The sequence below is a fragment of the Alteromonas sp. R7 genome (assembly GCF_055755235.1).
Genome location: NZ_JBVTQX010000002.1, coordinates 97,590 through 118,795 on the forward strand (window position 1 = coordinate 97,590; position 21,206 = coordinate 118,795).

The following is a 21,206-nucleotide window of genomic DNA, read 5'->3' on the forward strand; positions in this document are numbered from 1 at the left end:
TCGTTTCTTACTTTTAAAAAGTAGACGCTATGTGTATTTCTGCAAACTTGACTCACAATTATTAGACTAAAAATTAATAAATTAGGGGGAACCACCTAGGCTTTATACCAAAGGATATGTGTCCCCCGTACCACGGTCCGGTAACGAGATAAAAAAGCCCTGCTACGCTTTTTGTATAGCGAGAAAATTTATCGATTGAGAGGGAATTATGGCTGAAGTAATCATTGCAGAAGTAAACGGCGAGGCTTCTTTAGTACGTGGTGAAACAGGTGAACAGGTCAATGTTACTGTCGGTATGACGGTGGCGGAAGGCGACGTATTAAACATATCACCTGATGGATTTGTTACCGTAAGTGTAGATGGAGAACTTCGCACACTTCCAGCCGGACAAAGTGTTACTTTCCCGCTGCAATTAGATTTCACCGAAAACAATTCTGACGATGAATTTGCTGTTTTTGATGAAAGTGTGGATGAGCTAACAGCATTACTTGACGGTGTTGACGGCGTTGATGGTAACAACCAAGAAGGTGACGCTGACTTTCTTGATGTGCTTGCTGGTGACGGAGACATTTTAGAATCGTTAGAAGCAACCGCAGCAGGTCTAGATGGCGGTGCTGGTACTGACGGCGGTAGTAATTTTGTGCGCGTTGATCGCATAAATGAAGAAGTCGATCCTGTGGGTTTCCAGTTCGATCAAAGTGCAAATGGCAACGACGATGTTACACCAGTTGAGTTTTCTGGAACAGGCGAGCAAGCACAAGACATTTCACTTACCCTAGATGCGATTGGCTTAACAAGCGACACCACGCCAACACTATCAGGCATTACTTCAGCAATTCCAGGCAGTACAGTAACATTAACCGTTACCGATAGTGAGGGAAACACTCAGGTTGTTACCGCTATAGTACAAGACGACGGTACGTTCAGTGTAGACGTACCAAACGCACTGGCTGATGGTGAGTTCACGGTAGATGCTACCGTATTAGAACCTACAGGTAATACTGCAGATAGTTCTACCACTGGTGAAATTGACGCTACCGCTCCAACTATTACTATTAATGCGCCGGGTTCTGATAACGACACCACGCCTACCCTTTCAGGTACAACCGATGCCACTCCTGGCAGCACAGTTACGCTAACCATTACCGACAGTGCAGGCAATACTCAAACCGTGACTGCCATTGTGCAGGCAGACGGCACCTACAGCGTTGATGTACCCACTGAATTAGCGGAAGGCGAATTTACCGTTAACGCCAGCGTGACCGATGAAGCAGGCAATACAGCAACTGCTGATACTACAGGGGAAATTGATACCACCGCCCCAACCATTACCATTAATGCGCCTGGTTCTGATAACGACACCACGCCTACCCTTTCAGGTACTACTGATGCCACTCCTGGCAGCACAGTTACGCTAACCATTACCGACAGTGCAGGTAACACGCAAACCGTGACCGCCATTGTGCAGGCTGACGGCACCTACAGCGCTGACGTACCGGCTGAACTAGCTGAAGGTGAATTTACCGTTAACGCCAGCGTGACCGATGAAGCAGGCAATACAGCAACCGCTGATACTACAGGGGAAATTGATACTACCGCCCCAACCATTACCATTAATGCGCCAGGTTCTGATAACGACACCACGCCTACCCTTTCAGGTACCACTGATGCCACACCGGGTAGCACAGTTACGCTAACCATTACTGATAGTGCGGGCAATACGCAAACCGTGACTACCATTGTGCAAGCAGACGGCACGTATAGCGTTGATGTGCCGGCTGAATTGGCCGAAGGTGAATTTACCGTTAACGCCAGCGTGACGGATGAGGCTGGCAATACAGCAACCACAGACACCACGGGCGTAATTGATACCACTGCACCGTCGATCACTATCGACGCCATAGCGACTGGTAACGACACTACGCCAACCTTGTCAGGTACCACTGATGCTACACCGGGTAGCACAGTTACATTAACTATCACCGATAGCGCGGGCAATACGCAAACCGTGACAGCCATTGTACAAGCAGACGGCACGTATAGCGTTGATGTGCCCGCTGAATTGGCCGAAGGTGAATTTACGGTTAACGCCAGCGTGACGGATGAGGCTGGCAATACAGCAACCACAGACACCACGGGCGTAATTGATACCACTGCACCGTCGATAACTATCGACACCATAGCGACAGGTAACGACACCACGCCGACCCTTTCAGGTACCACTGATGCTACACCGGGTAGTACAGTTACATTAACTATCACCGATAGCGCGGGCGTTACTCAAACTGTAACTGCCACTGTGCAAGCAGACGGCACCTATAGCGTTGATGTACCGGCTGAACTAGCTGAAGGTGAATTTACCGTTAACGCCAGCGTGACCGACGAAGCGGGCAACACAGCAACCACAGATACTGCCGGCGAGATTGATACTACCGCACCTTCGATCACTATCGACACCATAGCGACAGGTAACGACACCACGCCGACCCTTTCAGGTACTACCGATGCCGCCCCTGGCAGCACAGTAACATTAACCATTACCGATAGTGCAGGCGTTACTCAAACCGTGACCGCCATTGTGCAGGCTGACGGCACTTACAGCGTTGAAGTACCGGCTGAACTAGCTGAAGGCGAATTTACGGTTAACGCCAGCGTGACTGATGAAGCAGGCAATACGGCCAATGCTGACGCTCAGGGCGCAATTGACGTGACGGCGCCAACCATCTCATTAAACGACCCAGGAATAAATGGCGATGCTACACCCACACTCTCGGGTTTAACGGATGCCGTGCCCGGAAGCACGATAACTCTTACCGTTACCGATAGTGCTGGCGTTACTCAAACCTTTACCACCACTGTGCTTGCCGATGGTACCTTTACCGTTGAAGTCCCAAATGCGGTGGCTGAGGGTACATACAGCGTAACTGCCGAGGTGACAGATGGTGCGGGTAACACCGCACAAGCAACAGCAAGCGGCGATTACGATTCTACGAGTCCTTCGACGACCGTAAATCAACCTGCGCCAACGAACGATACTACGCCAAACGTTTCTGGTGAAACCGATGCCCCTCCTGGCAGTGAAGTCGTCATTGTTGTTACAGATAGCGAGGGTAACGAACAAACAATCGTTACTACAGTGGGCGCTGACGGCACATTCAACGAAGATGTGCCAGCGGAGCTTAGCGAAGGTGAGTACACGGTAGATGTTACTGTAACAACACCAGCAGGCAACAGTTCTACCACCACAGTGACTGGCGAAATTGACACCACGGCGCCGATAATCAACCTTGATCCTATTGGCTCAACCAATGATGACACGCCGGTGATAAATGGCGACACCGACGCAGAACCGGGTGCGATAGTCACGCTAGAAATCGTACATTCAGATGGCACTACGCAAACCATTACTGCAACAGTGCAAGAAGACGGTAGCTTCAGTGCTGAAGTGCCACAAGCGCTCGCAAATGGCGACTTCACGGTAACCGCTACTGTGTCTGATGTGGCGGGTAATACCGCTTCAACCTCCATCGATGCGGTTATTAATACCCAGGGCCCTAATGTTGTTATTGAAACCGGCTCTCCTACCAACGGTAGTGAAGGCATAGGGGGTTCATCAGACGCCCCTAATTCTGAGGTTGTGGTTGTTATCACCGATAGCGACGGCAACAGTCAGATAATAACGGGGACAACCGATGAGAATGGCAACTTCAATGTAGCATTCCCTCCTGGCTCTGAAGAGGGCGAATATGAGATTGAAGTGACGGTGACAGACGAAAATGGCAATAGCTCTACCGCCACGGCCACTACTGTACTTGATACCACCCCGCCGATTGTGAACATCGACCCGCAAACGGATACTAACGACACAACACCGACTATATCGGGTAATACAGATTTACCAGCGGGCAGCGAGGTCGTTATTACCGTCACCGATAGTCAGGGTAATACGCAAACTGTTACCGCCGTTGTTGATGAAAATGGTAATTTCAGCGCCGATGTCGAAGACGCGCTAGCAGAGGGCAACTATGAGGTTTCTGTCGAAGCAACTGATGCAGCGGGTAATACAACTACCGCTGTCGACAACAGTGGCAACATAGACACTACCGCACCAGCGCTTTCTTTAAACCCGCAAACTGACGGTAGCGACACCACGCCAACGATTTCAGGCTCTACCGATTTACCACCTGGTTCAACAGTGACCATTGTTGTGACCGACAGTGCGGGCAACACGCAGACTATCGATGCCATCGTTGATGAGAACGGTGATTTTAGCGTCGACGTGCAAACGCCGCTGACTGAGGGTGAATATACTGTAGAGGCCAGTGCAACAGACGAGGCAGGCAATACAACGACTGTCACTGAAAATGGCGGCAACATTGATACGCAAGCCCCCACCATTTCACTAGAGCCACTTGGCACAGGTAACGACACGACACCTTCAATTAGCGGTTCTACGAACTTGGAAGCAGGCAGCACGGTTACACTTACCGTTACCGATAGTGCTGGAAACAGTCAAACCTTTACTGCCACAGTAGACGCGAACGGCGAATTTAGCGCAGACGTGCCTGCTGAACTCGCTGACGGCAACTACACTGTTGAAGCAACAGCCACCGATGCTGCGGGAAATAGTGCTTCAACGTCACAAACTGGCACAGTGGACAGCAATGCGCCAAGCTTAACCCTTGACCCACTGGGTGATGACAACGACACCACGCCTACTATCTCAGGTACTACCGATTTACCCGCTGGCAGCACTGTTACACTGTCTGTTACCGATGCGCTTGGCAATACGCAAACATTTACGGCAACGGTAGATGGTTCTGGTAATTTCAGTGCCGATGTGCCCACCCCATTAGCTGAAGGTGAATATAGCGTAACGGCTACAGCGACCGACGCCAACGGCAATACTGCAACGGCAACCGAAACTGGCGGTAATATCGATATTACATCGCCGCTGGTTAACTTGGATGCTCAAGGCAGTACTAATGATACTACGCCAACCATCTCAGGTAACACAGACCAGGCACCGGGTAGCAGTGTATCAATCACTGTTACAGACAGTGCAGGCAATACGCAAACCTTTGACGCTCTTGTCCAAAATGACGGTACTTTCTCTGTTGACGTGCCGGCAGAGCTTGCCGACGGCAACTTTACCGTTACCGCCACTGTCACTGACGATGCGGGTAATCAAGACTCTGCATCGACACAGGGCAATATTGATACCGCAGCACCAACGCTATCGCTTGACCCACAAGACATTGGCAACGACACCACACCACTTATTAGTGGCACGACAGATTTGCCACAAGGTAGCACGGTAACACTGGTCGTCACCGATAGCTTAGGTAATCAGCAAACTATTGAAGCCGTTGTTGATGAAAACGGAAACTTTAGCGCTGAAGTACCTAGCGCATTAGCAGAAGGTAACTACTCCGTTACAGCAACCGCTGTCGATGAAAATGGTAATACCGCTAGCGTGACAGAAAACGGCGGCATTGTAGATACAACCGCACCATCGCTATCTTTAAATCCAGTGGGTTCTGGTAACGATTCCACACCAACTTTATCGGGCAGCACCGATCTGCCTGAAGGAAGTGTTGTCTCGCTAACAGTCGTAGATAGCGCAGGTAACACGCAAACCATCAACACCTTAGTCGATGCTAACGGTAATTTCTCTGTCGACGTACCGCAAGAACTGGCTGACGGAGACTATACGGTTACCGCCACGGCAGAAGACGAAGCAGGCAATGACGTTACAGACAACGCAACGGGTAACATTAATACTAATGCACCCACGTTAGTGCTAGATGGGCAAGGCGAGACGAATGACAGCACGCCCGTTATTTCAGGTACCACCAGCTTACCTGAAGGAAGTACGGTTGCCTTAACCGTAACGGATAGCGCAGGTAACACGCAAACGATTACCGCGACTGTAGGCACAGGCGGAACATTTAGTGCAGATGTTACCACTCCACTCGCTGATGGCGCTTACACCGTAACCGCCAGCGCAACTGACGGCGATGGCAATACGACAACAGTAACCGACAATGGCGGCGTTGTAGATACCACCGCGCCTACGCTTACCCTAGAAAACCCTGGCAGCACGGGTGACACCACACCTACGCTTTCAGGCACCACTGACCTTCCTGAAGGAAGCACGGTAACGCTTGTCGTTACAGATAGCGCTGGAAACACGCAAACTATCAATGCCTTGGTCGATGCAAATGGTAGCTTCAGTGTAGATGTGCCAAACGCACTAGCTGACGGCGACTTTACTGTGACTGCCACTGCAACCGACAGTGCAGGCAATACCGCGAATGCCAATACAACAGGTAATGTAGATAGCGAAGCGCCGCTGTTAACCCTTGATACACAAGGCGCTACCAGCGATGTTACCCCAACTATCACAGGTACTACCGACGTGGCACCTGGCACACTGGTTACCATTACTGTGGTAGATGCCAATGGTAACTCGCAAAGTTTCCAAGCAGCCGTGCAAGCAGACGGTACATTCAGTGCCGATGTGCCTAGCGCTCTGGCTGAAGGCGACTTTACCGTTACGGCAACAGTAAGCGATGCACAAGGCAACACCGCGACGGCAAACGAAACAAATGGAAGTATTGATACACAAGCGCCTATTGTTACCGTTAACCCGTTAGATTCAGGTAATGACACTACGCCGGTTATTTCAGGTAATACAGATTTACCTGAAGGCGCAGTCGTTGTGATCACAGTAACTGACAGCAATGGCGACACGCAAACCATTAACGCATTGGTTGATGCTGACGGCAACTTTGCAACAGAGGTATTGTCTCCACTGCCTGAAGGAGATTACAGCGTCGAAGTTACTGCAACAGATGATGCAGGTAATTCAACAACCGTAACTGAGGACGGTGGCAATATTGACACCACCGCCCCTGTACTTACGCTAAATCCGCAGGGCACAGGCAACGATGAAACGCCTAACATATCGGGCAGCACTGATTTAGCACCGGGAAGCACGGTAACGTTAACCGTCACAGATAGCGCAGGCAATACACAAACTTTTGACGCCATTGTGGACGCGAATGGTGACTTCAGCGCAGATGTTCCAAACGCTATACCGGATGGTAGCTACACGGTAACAGCAAGTGCCTCAGACGATGCAGGAAATACAACCACCACCTCTGATACCGGTACGTTAGATACCAGTGCCCCTGCGCTGACACTAGATGCGCAAGTTACGGTTAGCGATACTACACCAACCATTTCGGGTACGACTGACCTACCCGCGGGTTCAACAGTGACGCTTTTTGTCACTGACAGTGCAGGCAACACCCAAACCTTTACTGCACTTGTTGATGCGAGCGGTAACTTTAGCGCTGATGTCCCCGCGCCTCTTGCCGAAGGTGATTACTCAGTAACCGCTACCGCTACAGACAGCAACGGAAATAGTGCCTCTGTCACCGACAATAACGGTATCGTCGATACTGTCGCCCCCGTTATTTCACTAGATGCGCTGGGTTCAAATAACGATACTACGCCGACCATTTCAGGCACTACGGACTTAGCAACAGGTGAGAGCGTAACGCTGTCGATCACCGATAACGCTGGTAATACGCAAACTGTGACCGCAACGGTTGACGCAAACGGCAACTTTACTGTTGATGTGCCAGCCGCACTGGCCGAAGGTGACTATACGGTTACTGCAACGGCCACCGACGATGCTGGCAACAGTGCGTCAGCCAATGCAACAGGTACCATAGACACCACCGCGCCAACCCTAACCTTAGACCCTCAAGGATTAGGCAACGACACGACGCCAACCATTTCGGGAAGTACAGATCTAGCCGAAGGTAGCGTGGTTTCCTTGGTTATTACAGACAGTACTGGCAACATTCAAACGGTTACAGCAACAGTTGATGCTGCAGGAAACTTTACGGTTGATGTACCCAGTGCCCTTGCTGAAGGCTCGTACAGTGTTGAAGCTACTGCCACTGATGAAGCAGGCAACAGCACGTCGGTTCTCGATAATTCAGGTGTTATCGACATCACGCCACCTGAGCTAAACCTTGACGAATTAACGCCAGAGAATAACACTACGCCAACTATTTCTGGCACCACAAACCTTCCAGCTGGCGCCATTGTTACATTAACGGTGGTCGACAGTGCGGGTAATACGCAAACCTTTGCCGCTACGGTACAAACCAACGGCAGTTTTGCAGCCAACGTACCTTCACCACTAGCTGAAGGTGACTATACGGTTACCGCAACTGCTCAAGACGCGGCAGGTAACCAAGGTTCTGATTCTGAAACGGGTGGCAGCGTAGATACCACAGCGCCAGTGATTACTTTAGACCCATTTGGTACAGGTAACGATAACACGCCTACTATTAGCGGAAATACCGACCTAGCAGCAGGAAGCACAGTAACTATCACAGTAACTGACAGCGTTGGCACTGAGCAGACGTTTACTGCAACTGTTGATACTAATGGCGACTTTAGTGCAGATGTGCCTAATCCAATGGCGGACGGAAACTTCGACGTTACTGCAACGGCCACTGATGCTGCTGGTAATACTGCTACAGATACGGTAAGTGGCGACATAAACTCAGCCGCGCCTACCCTATCTCTTGATCCTCTTGGTTCGGGCAACGACACGACACCGACTATTTCAGGTAATACCGACTTAGCACCAGGTAGCACTGTAACGCTAACTGTGACTGACAGTGCTGGAAACACACAAACATTCAGTGCCATAGTGCAAGGTGATGGTAGCTTTACGGCTGATGTTCCTGCAAGCTTACCTGAAGGTGACTATTCTGTTACTGCGACCGCCACAGACGGCGCTGGCAACAGTGCATCGGTAACCGAAAATGGCGGTAACATCGATACCACAGCCCCATCGATAACCATCGATACACAAGGGCTTGGCAATGATGCAACACCATCTATCTCTGGCACCACAGACCTCAATGCTGGCGACACAGTTAGCATAAGCGTGACAGACAACGCTGGAAATACACAAGCATTCACTGCAACCGTTCAAAACGATGGTACTTACAGTGCTGATGTTCCTGCCGATTTAGCCGAGGGCAGTTTCAGCGTGACCGTCACTGCGACTGACGATGCGGGTAATTCTGCAACGGCAATAGATAATAACGGCATCATAGATACAGCAGCCCCCACTGTAACATTAGACGCACAAGGCCTAACCAACGACGCTACACCGACTATATCGGGAACCACCGACTTGGCTGCGGGTAACACTGTAAGCATTAGCGTGACTGACAACCTGGGCAATACGCAAACTTTCACTGCCATAGTTCAAGGGAACGGCAGCTTTAGCGCTGATGTGCCCCTTGACCTTGCAGAAGGCGATTACACAGTAGAAGTGACGGCGACTGATGATGCGGGTAATCAAAACACAGCGGTTGATAACAACGGCACAGTTGACACCACCCCACCTGTTATCAACTTAGAGCCAGTGGCCAGCGGCAATGACGCAACGCCAATTTTGAGCGGTACTACCGACTTGCCAGAGGGAGCAACAATTACACTGGTTGTCACCGATGCAGGCGGTAATGTACAGAACCTTACCGCTACGGTAAACGCGGATGGCACTTTCTCAGTTGAAGTACCCAGCGCGCTTGTTGATGGCGATTACGATGTAACAGCCAGTGCGAGCGATGCTGCGGGCAATAGCACGACAGTGTCAGATAGCGGCAATATTAATACAAGCGCCCCGGACATTACGCTAGATGCCCTCGGCCAGACAAACGACGCTACGCCTCTTATTTCAGGTACAACTAACGCACCAGTTGGTGCAACCGTCACTTTAACAGTGACAGATAGTGCTGGAGCAGTTCAAACCTTTACTGCAACAGTACAAGGAGATGGCACCTTCAGCGCTAGCGTACCGTCAAATTTGGCCGAAGGTAGCTACACAGTTGTCGCAGAGGTAACTGACGGCGCCGGTAATACGGGCTCTGACTCTGAAACTGGCGGTGTGGTAGATACCACATCACCGGCTATTGATGTGGCAGATCCGGGTGTTGGCAATGATGCAACACCAACCATTAGCGGAACGACAGACCAGCCAGCCGGAAGCACGGTTTCAATTACCGTCACCGATAACGCTGGCAATATACAAACCTTATCAGCAACCGTGCAAAGCGACGGCTCTTTTAGCGTAGACGTGCCCGCCACTTTGGCTGAGGGTAGCTACACAGTTCAGGCTACCGTTGTTGATGAAGCTGGCAATACAGCGTCCGACGCTGAAACCGGCCTAATCGACACAATTTCACCTGTTATTACGCTGGACGAGCCAGGTACAGTTAGCGACTCAACCCCAACCATAAGCGGTACTGTAGATTTACCGCAAGGTTCTACAGTGCAAATAACGGTTGTTGATAGTGCGGGTAATACACAGGTGTTCTCTGCATTGGTTGGCGCGGGCGGCGTATTCTCTGCCGACGTACCAGCGGCGATGGCTGAAGGAAACTTCACTGTTTCAGCAACCGCCACCGATACAGCAGGCAACAGTACAACCGATAACGAAGCAGGCGTAGTTGATACTCTAGTACCTACACTCACTATAGATGTTGCCGATACCACTAACGACGCGACGCCACTCATTACCGGTACAACCGATGAACCTGCGGGCTCTGTGGTCACTATTTTGGTAACGGATAGCGCTGGTGCGACCCAGACCTTAAGTGCAGTGGTACAGGCCGATGGTTCTTTCTCTATCTCCCCAGGTACGGATTTAGCTGAAGGCGACTTCACGGTAAGCGCTACCATCAGTGATGAGGCAGGTAATACAGCGACAGCCAGTGATGCTGGAAGCATAGACACTACAGCACCATCATTAACCTTAACGCCACTGGAGGAAGGCAATGACACAACGCCTACCCTATCTGGTAGCACAAACCTTGCGCAGGGTAGTGAAATTACGCTTGTGGTAACTGACAGCGCCGGAAATGTTCAAACCCTCACAGCTACGGTTGATGTAAATGGAAACTTTACAGTGGATGTGCCTGCGCCTTTGGCAGAAGGTGCATACAGTGTTGAAGCCACGGCAAGTGATGAAGCGGGTAATAGCACTACCGTCATAGACAATACAGGCGTTATTGATACGACAGCCCCTACTCTATCGTTAGATACACTAGCCCCAGACAGTGACACTACACCTACAATATCAGGGAATACTGACCTGCCTGCAGGTGCTACGGTAACGATTACTGTGACGGATAACGCAGGTGTAAGCCAAACCTTCGATGCAACCGTTCAGGGAGACGGCAGTTTCTCGGCCGATGTCCCAAGCGCTATGGCTGAAGGAGGGTATACTGTCACCGCCGTGGCCCAAGACCCAGCAGGCAATGAGACGACTGCCACTGAAACAAACGGTAGCGTAGACACTACCGCGCCGACAATCAATTTAGATGCACAAGGCACAGGTAACGATACCACGCCAACGATCACCGGTAGCACCGATTTAAGCCCAGGTAGTTCAGTGACCATAACCGTCACCGACAGCGCGGGAGCAGAGCAGACATTTACGGCTATTGTCGATAGCCTTGGTAATTTCAGCACCGACGTGCCCAATGCAATGGCAGACGGAAACTTCGATGTTACTGCTACCGCCACTGATGCTGCTGGAAACTCGGCGTCTGATACTACCAGCGGAATTATCAACACAGCCGTGCCAAACTTAACCTTGGACCCGCTTGGTACAGGAAACGACACAACACCAACCATTTCCGGTACTACAGATATTGCGCCAGGCAGCACCGTATCCATCAGCGTTACCGATAGTGCAGGAAACACCCAAACATTTGGCGCCATTGTTCAAGCTAATGGCACCTTCTCTGTAGATGTGCCAGCGGCCTTATCTGAAGGTAATTATTCAGTCACCGCAAGTGCAACAGATGGCGCGGGTAATACGGCAACCGCAAACGAAAATGGCGGCATTGTCGACACTATCGCGCCTGCTGCGCCTACTGTTGATGCAGGCAATGGTACCGAAATTACCGGTACAGCCGAAGCAGGCGCTGCCGTAAACGTAGACGTTGACGGTGATGGCACACCTGATTTCACAGTGATTGCTGATGGCGATGGTAACTGGTCAGTAACCCCCACTACACCGCTAGCGGATGGCGTAGTTGTAACGGCAACAGCTACCGATGAAGCTGGCAATACGAGTAGCCCAGCGTCTGATACGGTAGACGCGGTTGCGCCAATCGTTGCCTTTAACGACCTAACGACTAACGATACCACGCCTGCACTTACCGGTTCGGTGGACGACCCAACCGCCATTGTAGTCGTTACCATTAACGGTACAGACTATACCGCTACAAACAATGGTGATGGCAGCTGGACACTGGCTGACGATATCGTTGCCGCGCTGGCTGAAGGTAGCTATAGCGCTACGGTTACTGCTACTGATGCCGACGGTAACACTGGAACTAACTCTGGTACTGTGGTGATTGATATCACTGCTCCAGCAGCGCCTATCGTCGATGCAGGCAACGGCACTGAAATTACGGGTACTGCCGAAGCAGGCGCAACCGTAAATGTGGACGTGGATGGCGACGGCACGCCAGACTTCACCGTCATCGCTGATGGCGATGGAAATTGGTCAGTAACACCCACTACACCGCTAGCCGATGGCGTGGTCGTTACGGCAACAGCGGTTGATGAAGCTGGCAATGTCAGTGCACCAGCGTCAGATACAGTAGATGCTGTTGCGCCAGTCATTGCAATCAATGACTTAACCACTAATGACGCTACACCAGAGCTAACCGGAACGGTTGACGATCCAAGCGCTATCGTAGTAGTGACCATTGACGACGTGGACTACACCGCAACTAACAATGGAGATGGAAGCTGGACCCTGGCTGACGATGCAGTGGCTGCACTCGCAGATGGTAGCTATACCGCTACCGTTACTGCCACGGATGCCGATGGCAATGTGGGTTCAAATTCAGGAACCGTAGTGATTGATACTACACCACCTGCGATACCTACTGTGGATGCGGGCAACGGCACTGAAATTACCGGTACCGCTGAAGCAGGCGCAACCGTAAATGTAGACGTGGATGGCGACGGCACGCCCGATTTCACCGTCATCGCTGATGGCGACGGTAATTGGAGCATTACGCCTGATACACCGCTTGCCGATGGCGTAATTGTGACCGTAACGGCAACTGACGCAGCGGGTAACATTAGCAACCCAGCCTCAGACACGGTTGACGCGGCTGCACCAGTAGTTGCCTTCAACGATTTAACAACAAACGATACAACGCCGGCACTTACTGGTTCGGTTGACGACCCAACAGCCACGGTGGTTGTTACCATCAATGGAGCCGACTATACCGCCACCAATAACGGTGATGGCACGTGGACACTGGCTGACGATGCGGTGGCGGCACTTGCTGAAGGTAGCTATACCGCAACGGTTACTGCAACCGACCCAGAAGGTAATGTGGGTACGAATACTGGTACAGTGGTTATTGATACCACAGCACCAGCAGCGCCTACCGTTGAAGCGGGCAGCGGCACTGAAATTACCGGCACAGCCGAAGCGGGCGCTACGGTAAATGTGGATGTAGACGGAGACGGCACGCCAGATTTCACCGTGATCGCTGATGGCGACGGCAACTGGAGCGTAACGCCAGATACACCATTAGCAGATGGAGTTGTAGTAACGGCAACGGCTACTGATGAAGCGGGCAACACCAGTGGGCCGGCATCTGACACGGTAGACGCCGTGGCACCTGTTGTAACCATCAATGACGTGACGACTAACGATACTACGCCTGCACTAACGGGTACGGTTGATGACCCAACGGCTACTGTAGTAGTCACCATTGACGGCAACGACTATACCGCTACCAATAACGGTGACGGTACGTGGACGCTGGCCGATGACGTAGTCGCTACACTCGCTGAAGGTAGTTACCCAACATCTGTTACTGCAACTGACGATGCGGGTAATACCGATACCGACACTGGTACTGTAGTAATTGATACCACCGCGCCTACCGTTGCAATAAACGATCTTACTACCAACGACACCACGCCTGGGCTTACCGGTACGGTGAACGATCCGAATGCAGTTGTGGTGGTAACCATTGACGGCAATGATTACACCGCTACCAACAATGGTGATGGCACCTGGACGTTGGCTGATAACGTAGTCGCTACGCTTGCTGAAGGTAGTTACCCAACATCGGTAAGCGCGACAGACGCCGCAGGCAACACGGTAACCAATACCGGCACGGTGGTTATTGATACCACCGCGCCTACCGTTGCAATAAACGATCTAACCACCAATGACACCACACCAGAACTCAACGGTACGGTAAACGACCCGAATGCGGTTGTGGTGATAACGATTGATGGCAATGATTACACCGCTACCAACAATGGTGATGGCACGTGGACGTTAGCTGATAACGTAGTCGCCACACTCGCTGAAGGCAGCTACCCAACATCGGTAAGTGCAACAGACGCCGCGGGCAATACGGTGACCAACACAGGTACAGTGGTAATTGATACCACCGCGCCTACCGTTGCGATAAACGATCTGACCACCAACGACACCACGCCAGAGCTTACCGGTACGGTGAACGATCCGAATGCAGTTGTGGTGGTGACCATTGACGGCAATGATTACACCGCTACCAACAATGGTGATGGCACCTGGACACTGGCTGACAACGCAGTTGCTGTGCTAGCAGAAGGCAGTTACCCAACATCTGTTACTGCAACTGACGCCGCGGGCAACACTGTCACCAATACAGGAACAGTGGTAATTGATACTACCGCACCTACCGTTGCAATAAACGATCTGACCACCAACGACACCACGCCTGAGCTTACCGGTACGGTGAACGACCCGAATGCGGTTGTGGTGGTGACCATTGACGGTAATGATTACACCGCTACCAACAATGGTGATGGCACCTGGACATTGGCTGACAATGCAGTTGCTGCGCTAGCAGAAGGCAGTTACCCAACATCTGTTACTGCAACGGACGCCGCGGGTAATACTGTCGCCAACACAGGTACAGTGATAATTGATACCACCGCGCCTACCGTTGCAATAAACGATCTAACCACCAACGACACCACGCCTGAGCTAACTGGTACGGTGAACGCCCCCAATGCGGTTGTGGTGGTGACCATTGACGGCAACGATTACACCGCTACCAACAATGGTGACGGCACGTGGACACTGGCTGATAATATCGTCGCCCTGCTTGCGGAAGGCAATTACACGGCTGTGGTTACCGCCACAGATGCGGTAGGCAATGTTGCAACTGACACGGGTACAGTTGTTATCGACACCAGTATTGATGAAAACAATAACGGTCAGACAGTAACGTTCGACAGTATCTCAAACGACTCTGGGGTGGCTGGAGACTTTATTACTAGCGATAGCACGCTTATTTTCAATGGAACAGTTGATCTTGGTGACAATACTACCCTAACCGTTACCGTTGATGGCACATCCTATACCTTTGGCACTGACCCTGAACTTACCATTGATGGCAGCGGTAATTGGAGCCTTGATTTAACAGGCACAGCGCTAACAGCAGGTACCTACGCGGTGGTGGCAACAGTCACCGACGAAGCAGGTAACTCGGCGAGCACAGCAAGTCAGAATGTTGTCGTACAGGCTCTCGATGCGATAAACGACGGTAACACCGTTGATATGGGCGAACCTGTGGTTACTGTAAATCCACCGGAAACCACCAGCGACGTGCAGGTGATTGGCTTAGCAGAATCTACAGGTGGCGTGGATGCAAGCGCCTCCTTTACCGTTTCCCCTAACCATGTAGGTGAAGTGCTAGTAGAAGTTGACCAAATAGCACTGGTTGCTGTTGCCGATGCCTACATTGTTGAAGTGTATGACGAGAGCGGTCAACTTGTTTACAAAGGAGTAAGCGCAAACTCACAACTTGCCGATGTCGGTGGCCTAGACATTTTTGATGTTACCGGCGACGAGACCATTTCGTTCGCGTTAGCTGGCCTTGATGCTGGCAACTACAGTGTGGTGGTCCGCAATGATGAGAACTTACTTGAAGACTTGTTAGACAACGACAATAGTAACGATGTTAACCTTCAAGAACTTGGTTCAGCTGGTGTTGTACTTGGTCCAGACAATCAAGCTGTTGTTCTTGATACTATTGAAACAACGTTAAATACCGGCGTTTTAGGTATTCCAATTGGTACGGTTGGTACGCAGGTAAGGGGAGTACTAGAGACACTTCTGGAAGCTACCACAGTAATTGGCGCGGGCCAGCTTGTTAATTTACTTACCGCGCCTCTTGATGCAATTGGTTTAACTGGCTTCCTTGATGACATTCTAAGTGTCATTGCCGATGCATTGCTCAGCAATACATTAACCTTATTGCAAGACACTGATATCACCACCACATTAACCGAATACACTTATACGGGTGATTTAGTAGCCCAAGGTAACTTAATTGACGGTGATATTAGTGGCGTGGGTGCTGACACCATTTTAGACGGCGCACAAGTAACCCTGGTTACCAACGCCTCTGGTGATAGTGTGGCTGTTCCTGCTACTGGTACCGTTACTATTCAAGGTGACTATGGCGTACTGGAAATTGCTGCAGACGGCACATACACCTATACCGCCGATGGTGACCGCAGTACAATTGGCCAAGACGAAGTGTTTAACTACACCTTATCAGATGGTGAAACTTCTGATATTGCGGCACTTACCATCAACATATCTGGCAGCGACTTCCCGCCAGTAGTAGCCCAAACCGATAACAATGACATGGAGCTAGGTGCACAAACGGCCATTGTGAATGCACCAGTTAGCGACAGTGATTTCCAAGTGCTTGGCTTAACCGAAGGTTCACCAGCAGCGGGCTCGCCAGAGGCTAGCACAACGCTCACCGTTGATGCTGGTTTCTTTGGCGAAGTGGTTGTAGAAGTTAGCCAAACAGCGTTAGTCGCCGTCGCTGATGCGTATCGTGTTGATATTATAGATGCCGATGGCAACGTGGTCGCCTCAGCTATGACGCCGGACAATCCGTTAATAGGTGATGTAGCTGGCGTAAACCTAATCGGAGTAACCGGTGACGATACGCTGGTTGCGAAATTCTCTGGGCTACCTGCCGGTGATTACACCGTGGTTGTGCGCAATGATGAAAGTGCCCTTGAGACACTATTCGATCAAAATAGCGACGGCTCGATTACGCTGACGGAGTTAGGTGATGGTGGCGTAGTACTGGGTGAAGAGAACCAAGAGGTGGTGCTAACTGCTGTTGAGGACGCACTAAACGGCACTGAAGCCAGTATATTAAATGGACTTGGTTTGGGCACGGTTGTACGCAATCTTATTCTTGAGCCAGCCTTAAGCACCGCTGATACCATAGGCGCCGGCGACTTAGTGAGTACTATTACCACAGGGCTTAACTTATTAGGATTAGGCGCATTTGTAGATGCAGTATTAGATGAAGTCGCAGCAGCACTGCTCAGCAATACGGTTACTTTACTACAATCTACCGATATAACTTCAACACTCACTGAATATGCGTTTGAAGGTAGCACGACAACGTCGGGGAATGTTATTGATGCGGCTAACACAGGCGATGTAGCCGATAGCATTGCCGAGGGCGGCGTAGTGACACAAGTTACTCATACCAATGGAGAGTCAGTGACTGTATTGGGTACTGGTTTATCTGGCATAACCATTGAGGGTGACTATGGTAATTTAACTATATTTGAAGACGGTAGCTACACCTATGTAGCCAATGGCGTGCGCGACGGCTTAGGCAATACAGATAGCTTTAGCTACACCATTTCAGATGGCACGAATACCTCTACCGCCAATCTTAACTTTAACTTGTCAGGACAAGGGGTATCGGCAGACTCGGCACGTGCTGAATTGACCTATGATTTTGTCTCGGAAGCAGGCCCTAGTGAACTAGATGCGCTACAGCATGATTATCTCCTAAGTTTGTTTATTACAAGTTTTAGCGATGAAAGTGACCCTTTTAATGTTACTGCAAATACTACTCAAGATATCACGTTAAATGTAGATGCAGTGGGGTTAGTCTCATTAGGCTCTAGCATCACAATAACCGTTGAAAAGTTTATAAACGGAGCATGGGAACCCTATAGAGTGTTCCCCAACGATGAGCTTATCAGCTTGTTAGGTATTGATGGCGATACCGCACTTACTGTCAACGGATTAACCGAAGGACTTTATCGCTTATCAATGGACGGTACTGTTGCTGCTGGATTAGCCGGAAGTATTAGTGTAGACCTGTCTTCTACCATCAACTATCTTGACCAGTTTGAAGTTAGCGGCGTACAAACCGCCACCGGCAATCTGTTCGAAAACGATATACTGTTTGGCCCAACATACGACGTAACCGTTTCTACTGATGGAACAACCTTCCAAGATGCGACTGGCGGCATTACGTTAGTGGGTGATTACGGTACGCTGCAAATTGATGAAACTGGCGCATACACTTATACCCCGGACAACACGCAAGCCGTGTTTGGTGGAACCTTAACGGATACTTTTACTTACCGTATCGAATATCCAGACGGCACTATCGAACAGGCAGAATTTAACGTGTTTGTAACGGCATCTGGAGAAGGTGTACCAGAAGTGGTAATGAGCAGTTCATCTGAGTCTGTAAGCGCATCAGATAGCAGCGGCACCGTGGTTACTGACGAGCCTACAACACCTGACGTCATTGACCTAACAGGGCAAACGCTTCAAACAGTCGATCTAAACGCTGAAACTAGACTGATAACACCAGAAAACGAGCCTACTGCACCGCTTATGAGCGAGCCTTCAGCGATAACGGAGCCAGTAGAGAGTACACCAGATATCATTACGCTACCTGAAGACGAGGTAAGCACACTTGGTACCACTGTGGGCGATGGTTTTGGTGGAGGAGATACTATCGACCTGTCTGGCACTAAGCTTGATACGGTTGATATTGGCGGTCCTGTGCCCACCGCGCCGGACGAGGGTACAAGCCCGCTTTCGCCTGAGCTTTCTACACCAGAAAGTACAGCGCCAGAACCTATCACTTCCGGTACAGTACCAGAAGACACAATCACCCTTCCTGAAGAAGGCGATATTGTTACTACTGGGCCTGTCACTGAAGTGACGCTTGATGTTGTGGACATTGACCTTCCTCCGGAAGATTTGATTCTTCCCTCAACAGAGCCTACTTCGACTGACTCAGGTTCTGAGAGCGTTTCAACGACGAGTTCAAGCGACTCAGCAGTTGACACAACTAAAGAAAGCGGAAGTGACGTGGGCGCGACATCTCCTACCGAGTCAGAGGTACTGAAAACGGCGATTGATAAACTTCCACCTACGGATATTTAAAATACGCTGACCATAGCCAAAGCCCTCGTATCTACGAGGGCTTTTTATATGCATTAGAAAACCAGGCCATGGGCTCATTACTTTCACGTCAATGACAGAGACATTCTGCTCATAGCGCTGCACCTTGTTGACAAAGGGTTTCGTATTTTCCCGAACTACGTATAATAAAACTCCCTACGCATTAGGTCCCCATAGTTTAATGGATAAAACAAGGCCCTCCTAAGGCTTAGATGTTGGTTCGATTCCAGCTGGGGACGCCATTAATTGCGCAACGTTTCTGCTTTTTAGTAAAGATGCTTATACACACCGTCGCCTGTAATATTGAAGAATTTATTATACTTTGGTTGTAATTTAGCCAATTTAAGTAATACTCTTCAAAACAGGAGAGCATTATGACTTTCGATTTCCCCCCACCTGATAACGCTGATAGTTGTGCCGAAACAGCTGAGCAGTGCCCATTTTCTGAAGAAGAGTGGGACGCTATTGAAGCTTTAGCGGAACCCGGTGCCATTTACTAAACGATGATTTTTGGAATTTAATCCCCACTTTATAATTACACTGCAATCGACGGTGCTGCTGTTCGTTGCGCCCGGTGATATATCGAGCGGTTATGCTCCATAGACCAACGGGGCAGAAATAGCGTATAAAAGATAGAGAAGTAGCTTATACGGGGATTAATATGAGCCAATTTGAAAACGACGATATCGATTCGTTTTTTGCAGAAATGCAAGATGTAAAACCAATCGCTTCAGATGATAAGGCTTTATTACACGATCCTGAAAAGGCGCTCGCTGAAAAACAAAAAAGAGCGGCTAGGCAGTTAGGCGTCCGCGAAAAACTCGCTAACCCACTGAGCATGGAAGGTGTGAAGCCGGTACCCCCTGATGATTTTATACACTTCCAGCAGCCCGGTATTCAAGACGGCGTTTTTAAAAAACTTCGCCTTGGTAAATACCCTCTAGAGGCCAACGTAACACTTTCAGGGAAAACCTTAGAACAAAGCCGAGACCTGGTTTATAGCACCATTAAATCTAGTCACGAACGCGGGGTTCGTGCACTGCTCATAAAACATGGAACAGGTGAAAATAGCAAACCCTTTCCCGCTTTGAAAAAAAGTTATGTTAACCATTGGCTAAGAGAACTAGACGAAGTCATTGCCTACCATACGGCTCAACCGATGCACGGAGGCTTTGGTGCTACATATGTGCTTTTGAAAAAGCATCCGCAGCAGAAATTAATTAACAGAGAAAAAAATAAGAAAGGATAAAATGAGAGGCAAGAACTCGTTGAGTCAGCTTTGCTTTTTTGGGCTTGTCTTTAGGTGTAGCTTTTAGGCTTTTCTCATGAAGCGCTATATGCTGAACGTTTTTATTGTCCCCTAATGATTAACGCCCGTATCAAGCAACTTGATACGGGCGTTAGAATTTTTCTTTCAGACTACTTAACTGAAGACTACTTAACTGAAGACTGCACACTTAGCGTTGTTGGAGCTTCGGCAGACTTCGCAGATGTGCTAAAAACAGCAGTTACGAACATCAGCACTACAGCTACAGCCACTCCGGTTAAGCCAAACCCTTTAGAAGAACGATTCATCGGTCGTCTCTTATTATTTAAACCAGCTGGCACATGCCTTTCACTGGTACAACCCTAACTCAACTCCTGTAACCTAATCGCATTCCTTGCTTGCACTACAATAGATCAGTGACAAACTGATGACAAGGGCAAAAATCAGATTTTTGACACTTTGCCAAAGCTTTGACACCTATTTATGGTATGAACGTTTATTAAACAGTATTTTTTCGAAAGATAAACAGGGGTTTCCCCCTGT

4 protein-coding genes and 1 tRNA gene are annotated in these 21,206 nt (G+C 49.9%); 4 read left to right on the forward strand and 1 reads right to left on the reverse strand.

Features of this window, described 5'->3' with window-relative positions; all coding sequences use genetic code 11:
* Nucleotides 1-208 precede the first annotated feature (208 nt).
* The 4 genes from AC0J2X_RS03315 to smrA all read left to right on the forward strand — a co-directional run bounded on the left by AC0J2X_RS03315 (nucleotide 209) and on the right by smrA (nucleotide 20,645).
* The gene (locus AC0J2X_RS03315) at nucleotides 209-19,378 is read left to right on the forward strand and encodes a BapA/Bap/LapF family large adhesin (RefSeq protein ID WP_472995749.1); all 19,170 of its coding nucleotides are present in this window, start codon (nucleotides 209-211) and stop codon (nucleotides 19,376-19,378) included.
* 185 nt (nucleotides 19,379-19,563) lie between these two features.
* Nucleotides 19,564-19,638 (forward strand) — tRNA-Arg (locus AC0J2X_RS03320).
* Nucleotides 19,639-19,770: 132 nt separating this feature from the next.
* On the forward strand, nucleotides 19,771-19,896 hold the full coding sequence (locus AC0J2X_RS03325; protein ID WP_014948577.1) for a hypothetical protein: 126 nt from the start codon (nucleotides 19,771-19,773) through the stop codon (nucleotides 19,894-19,896).
* A 161-nt stretch (nucleotides 19,897-20,057) separates the two neighbouring features.
* On the forward strand, nucleotides 20,058-20,645 hold the full coding sequence (smrA, locus tag AC0J2X_RS03330; RefSeq protein ID WP_069943874.1) for a DNA endonuclease SmrA: 588 nt from the start codon (nucleotides 20,058-20,060) through the stop codon (nucleotides 20,643-20,645).
* A 185-nt stretch (nucleotides 20,646-20,830) separates the two neighbouring features.
* Here the strand turns inward: smrA and AC0J2X_RS03335 are convergent, their stop codons facing one another.
* Nucleotides 20,831-20,971, reverse strand: coding sequence for a hypothetical protein (locus AC0J2X_RS03335; protein ID WP_162889815.1), 141 nt, complete (start codon nucleotides 20,969-20,971; stop codon nucleotides 20,831-20,833).
* Nucleotides 20,972-21,206: the final 235 nt, after the last annotated feature.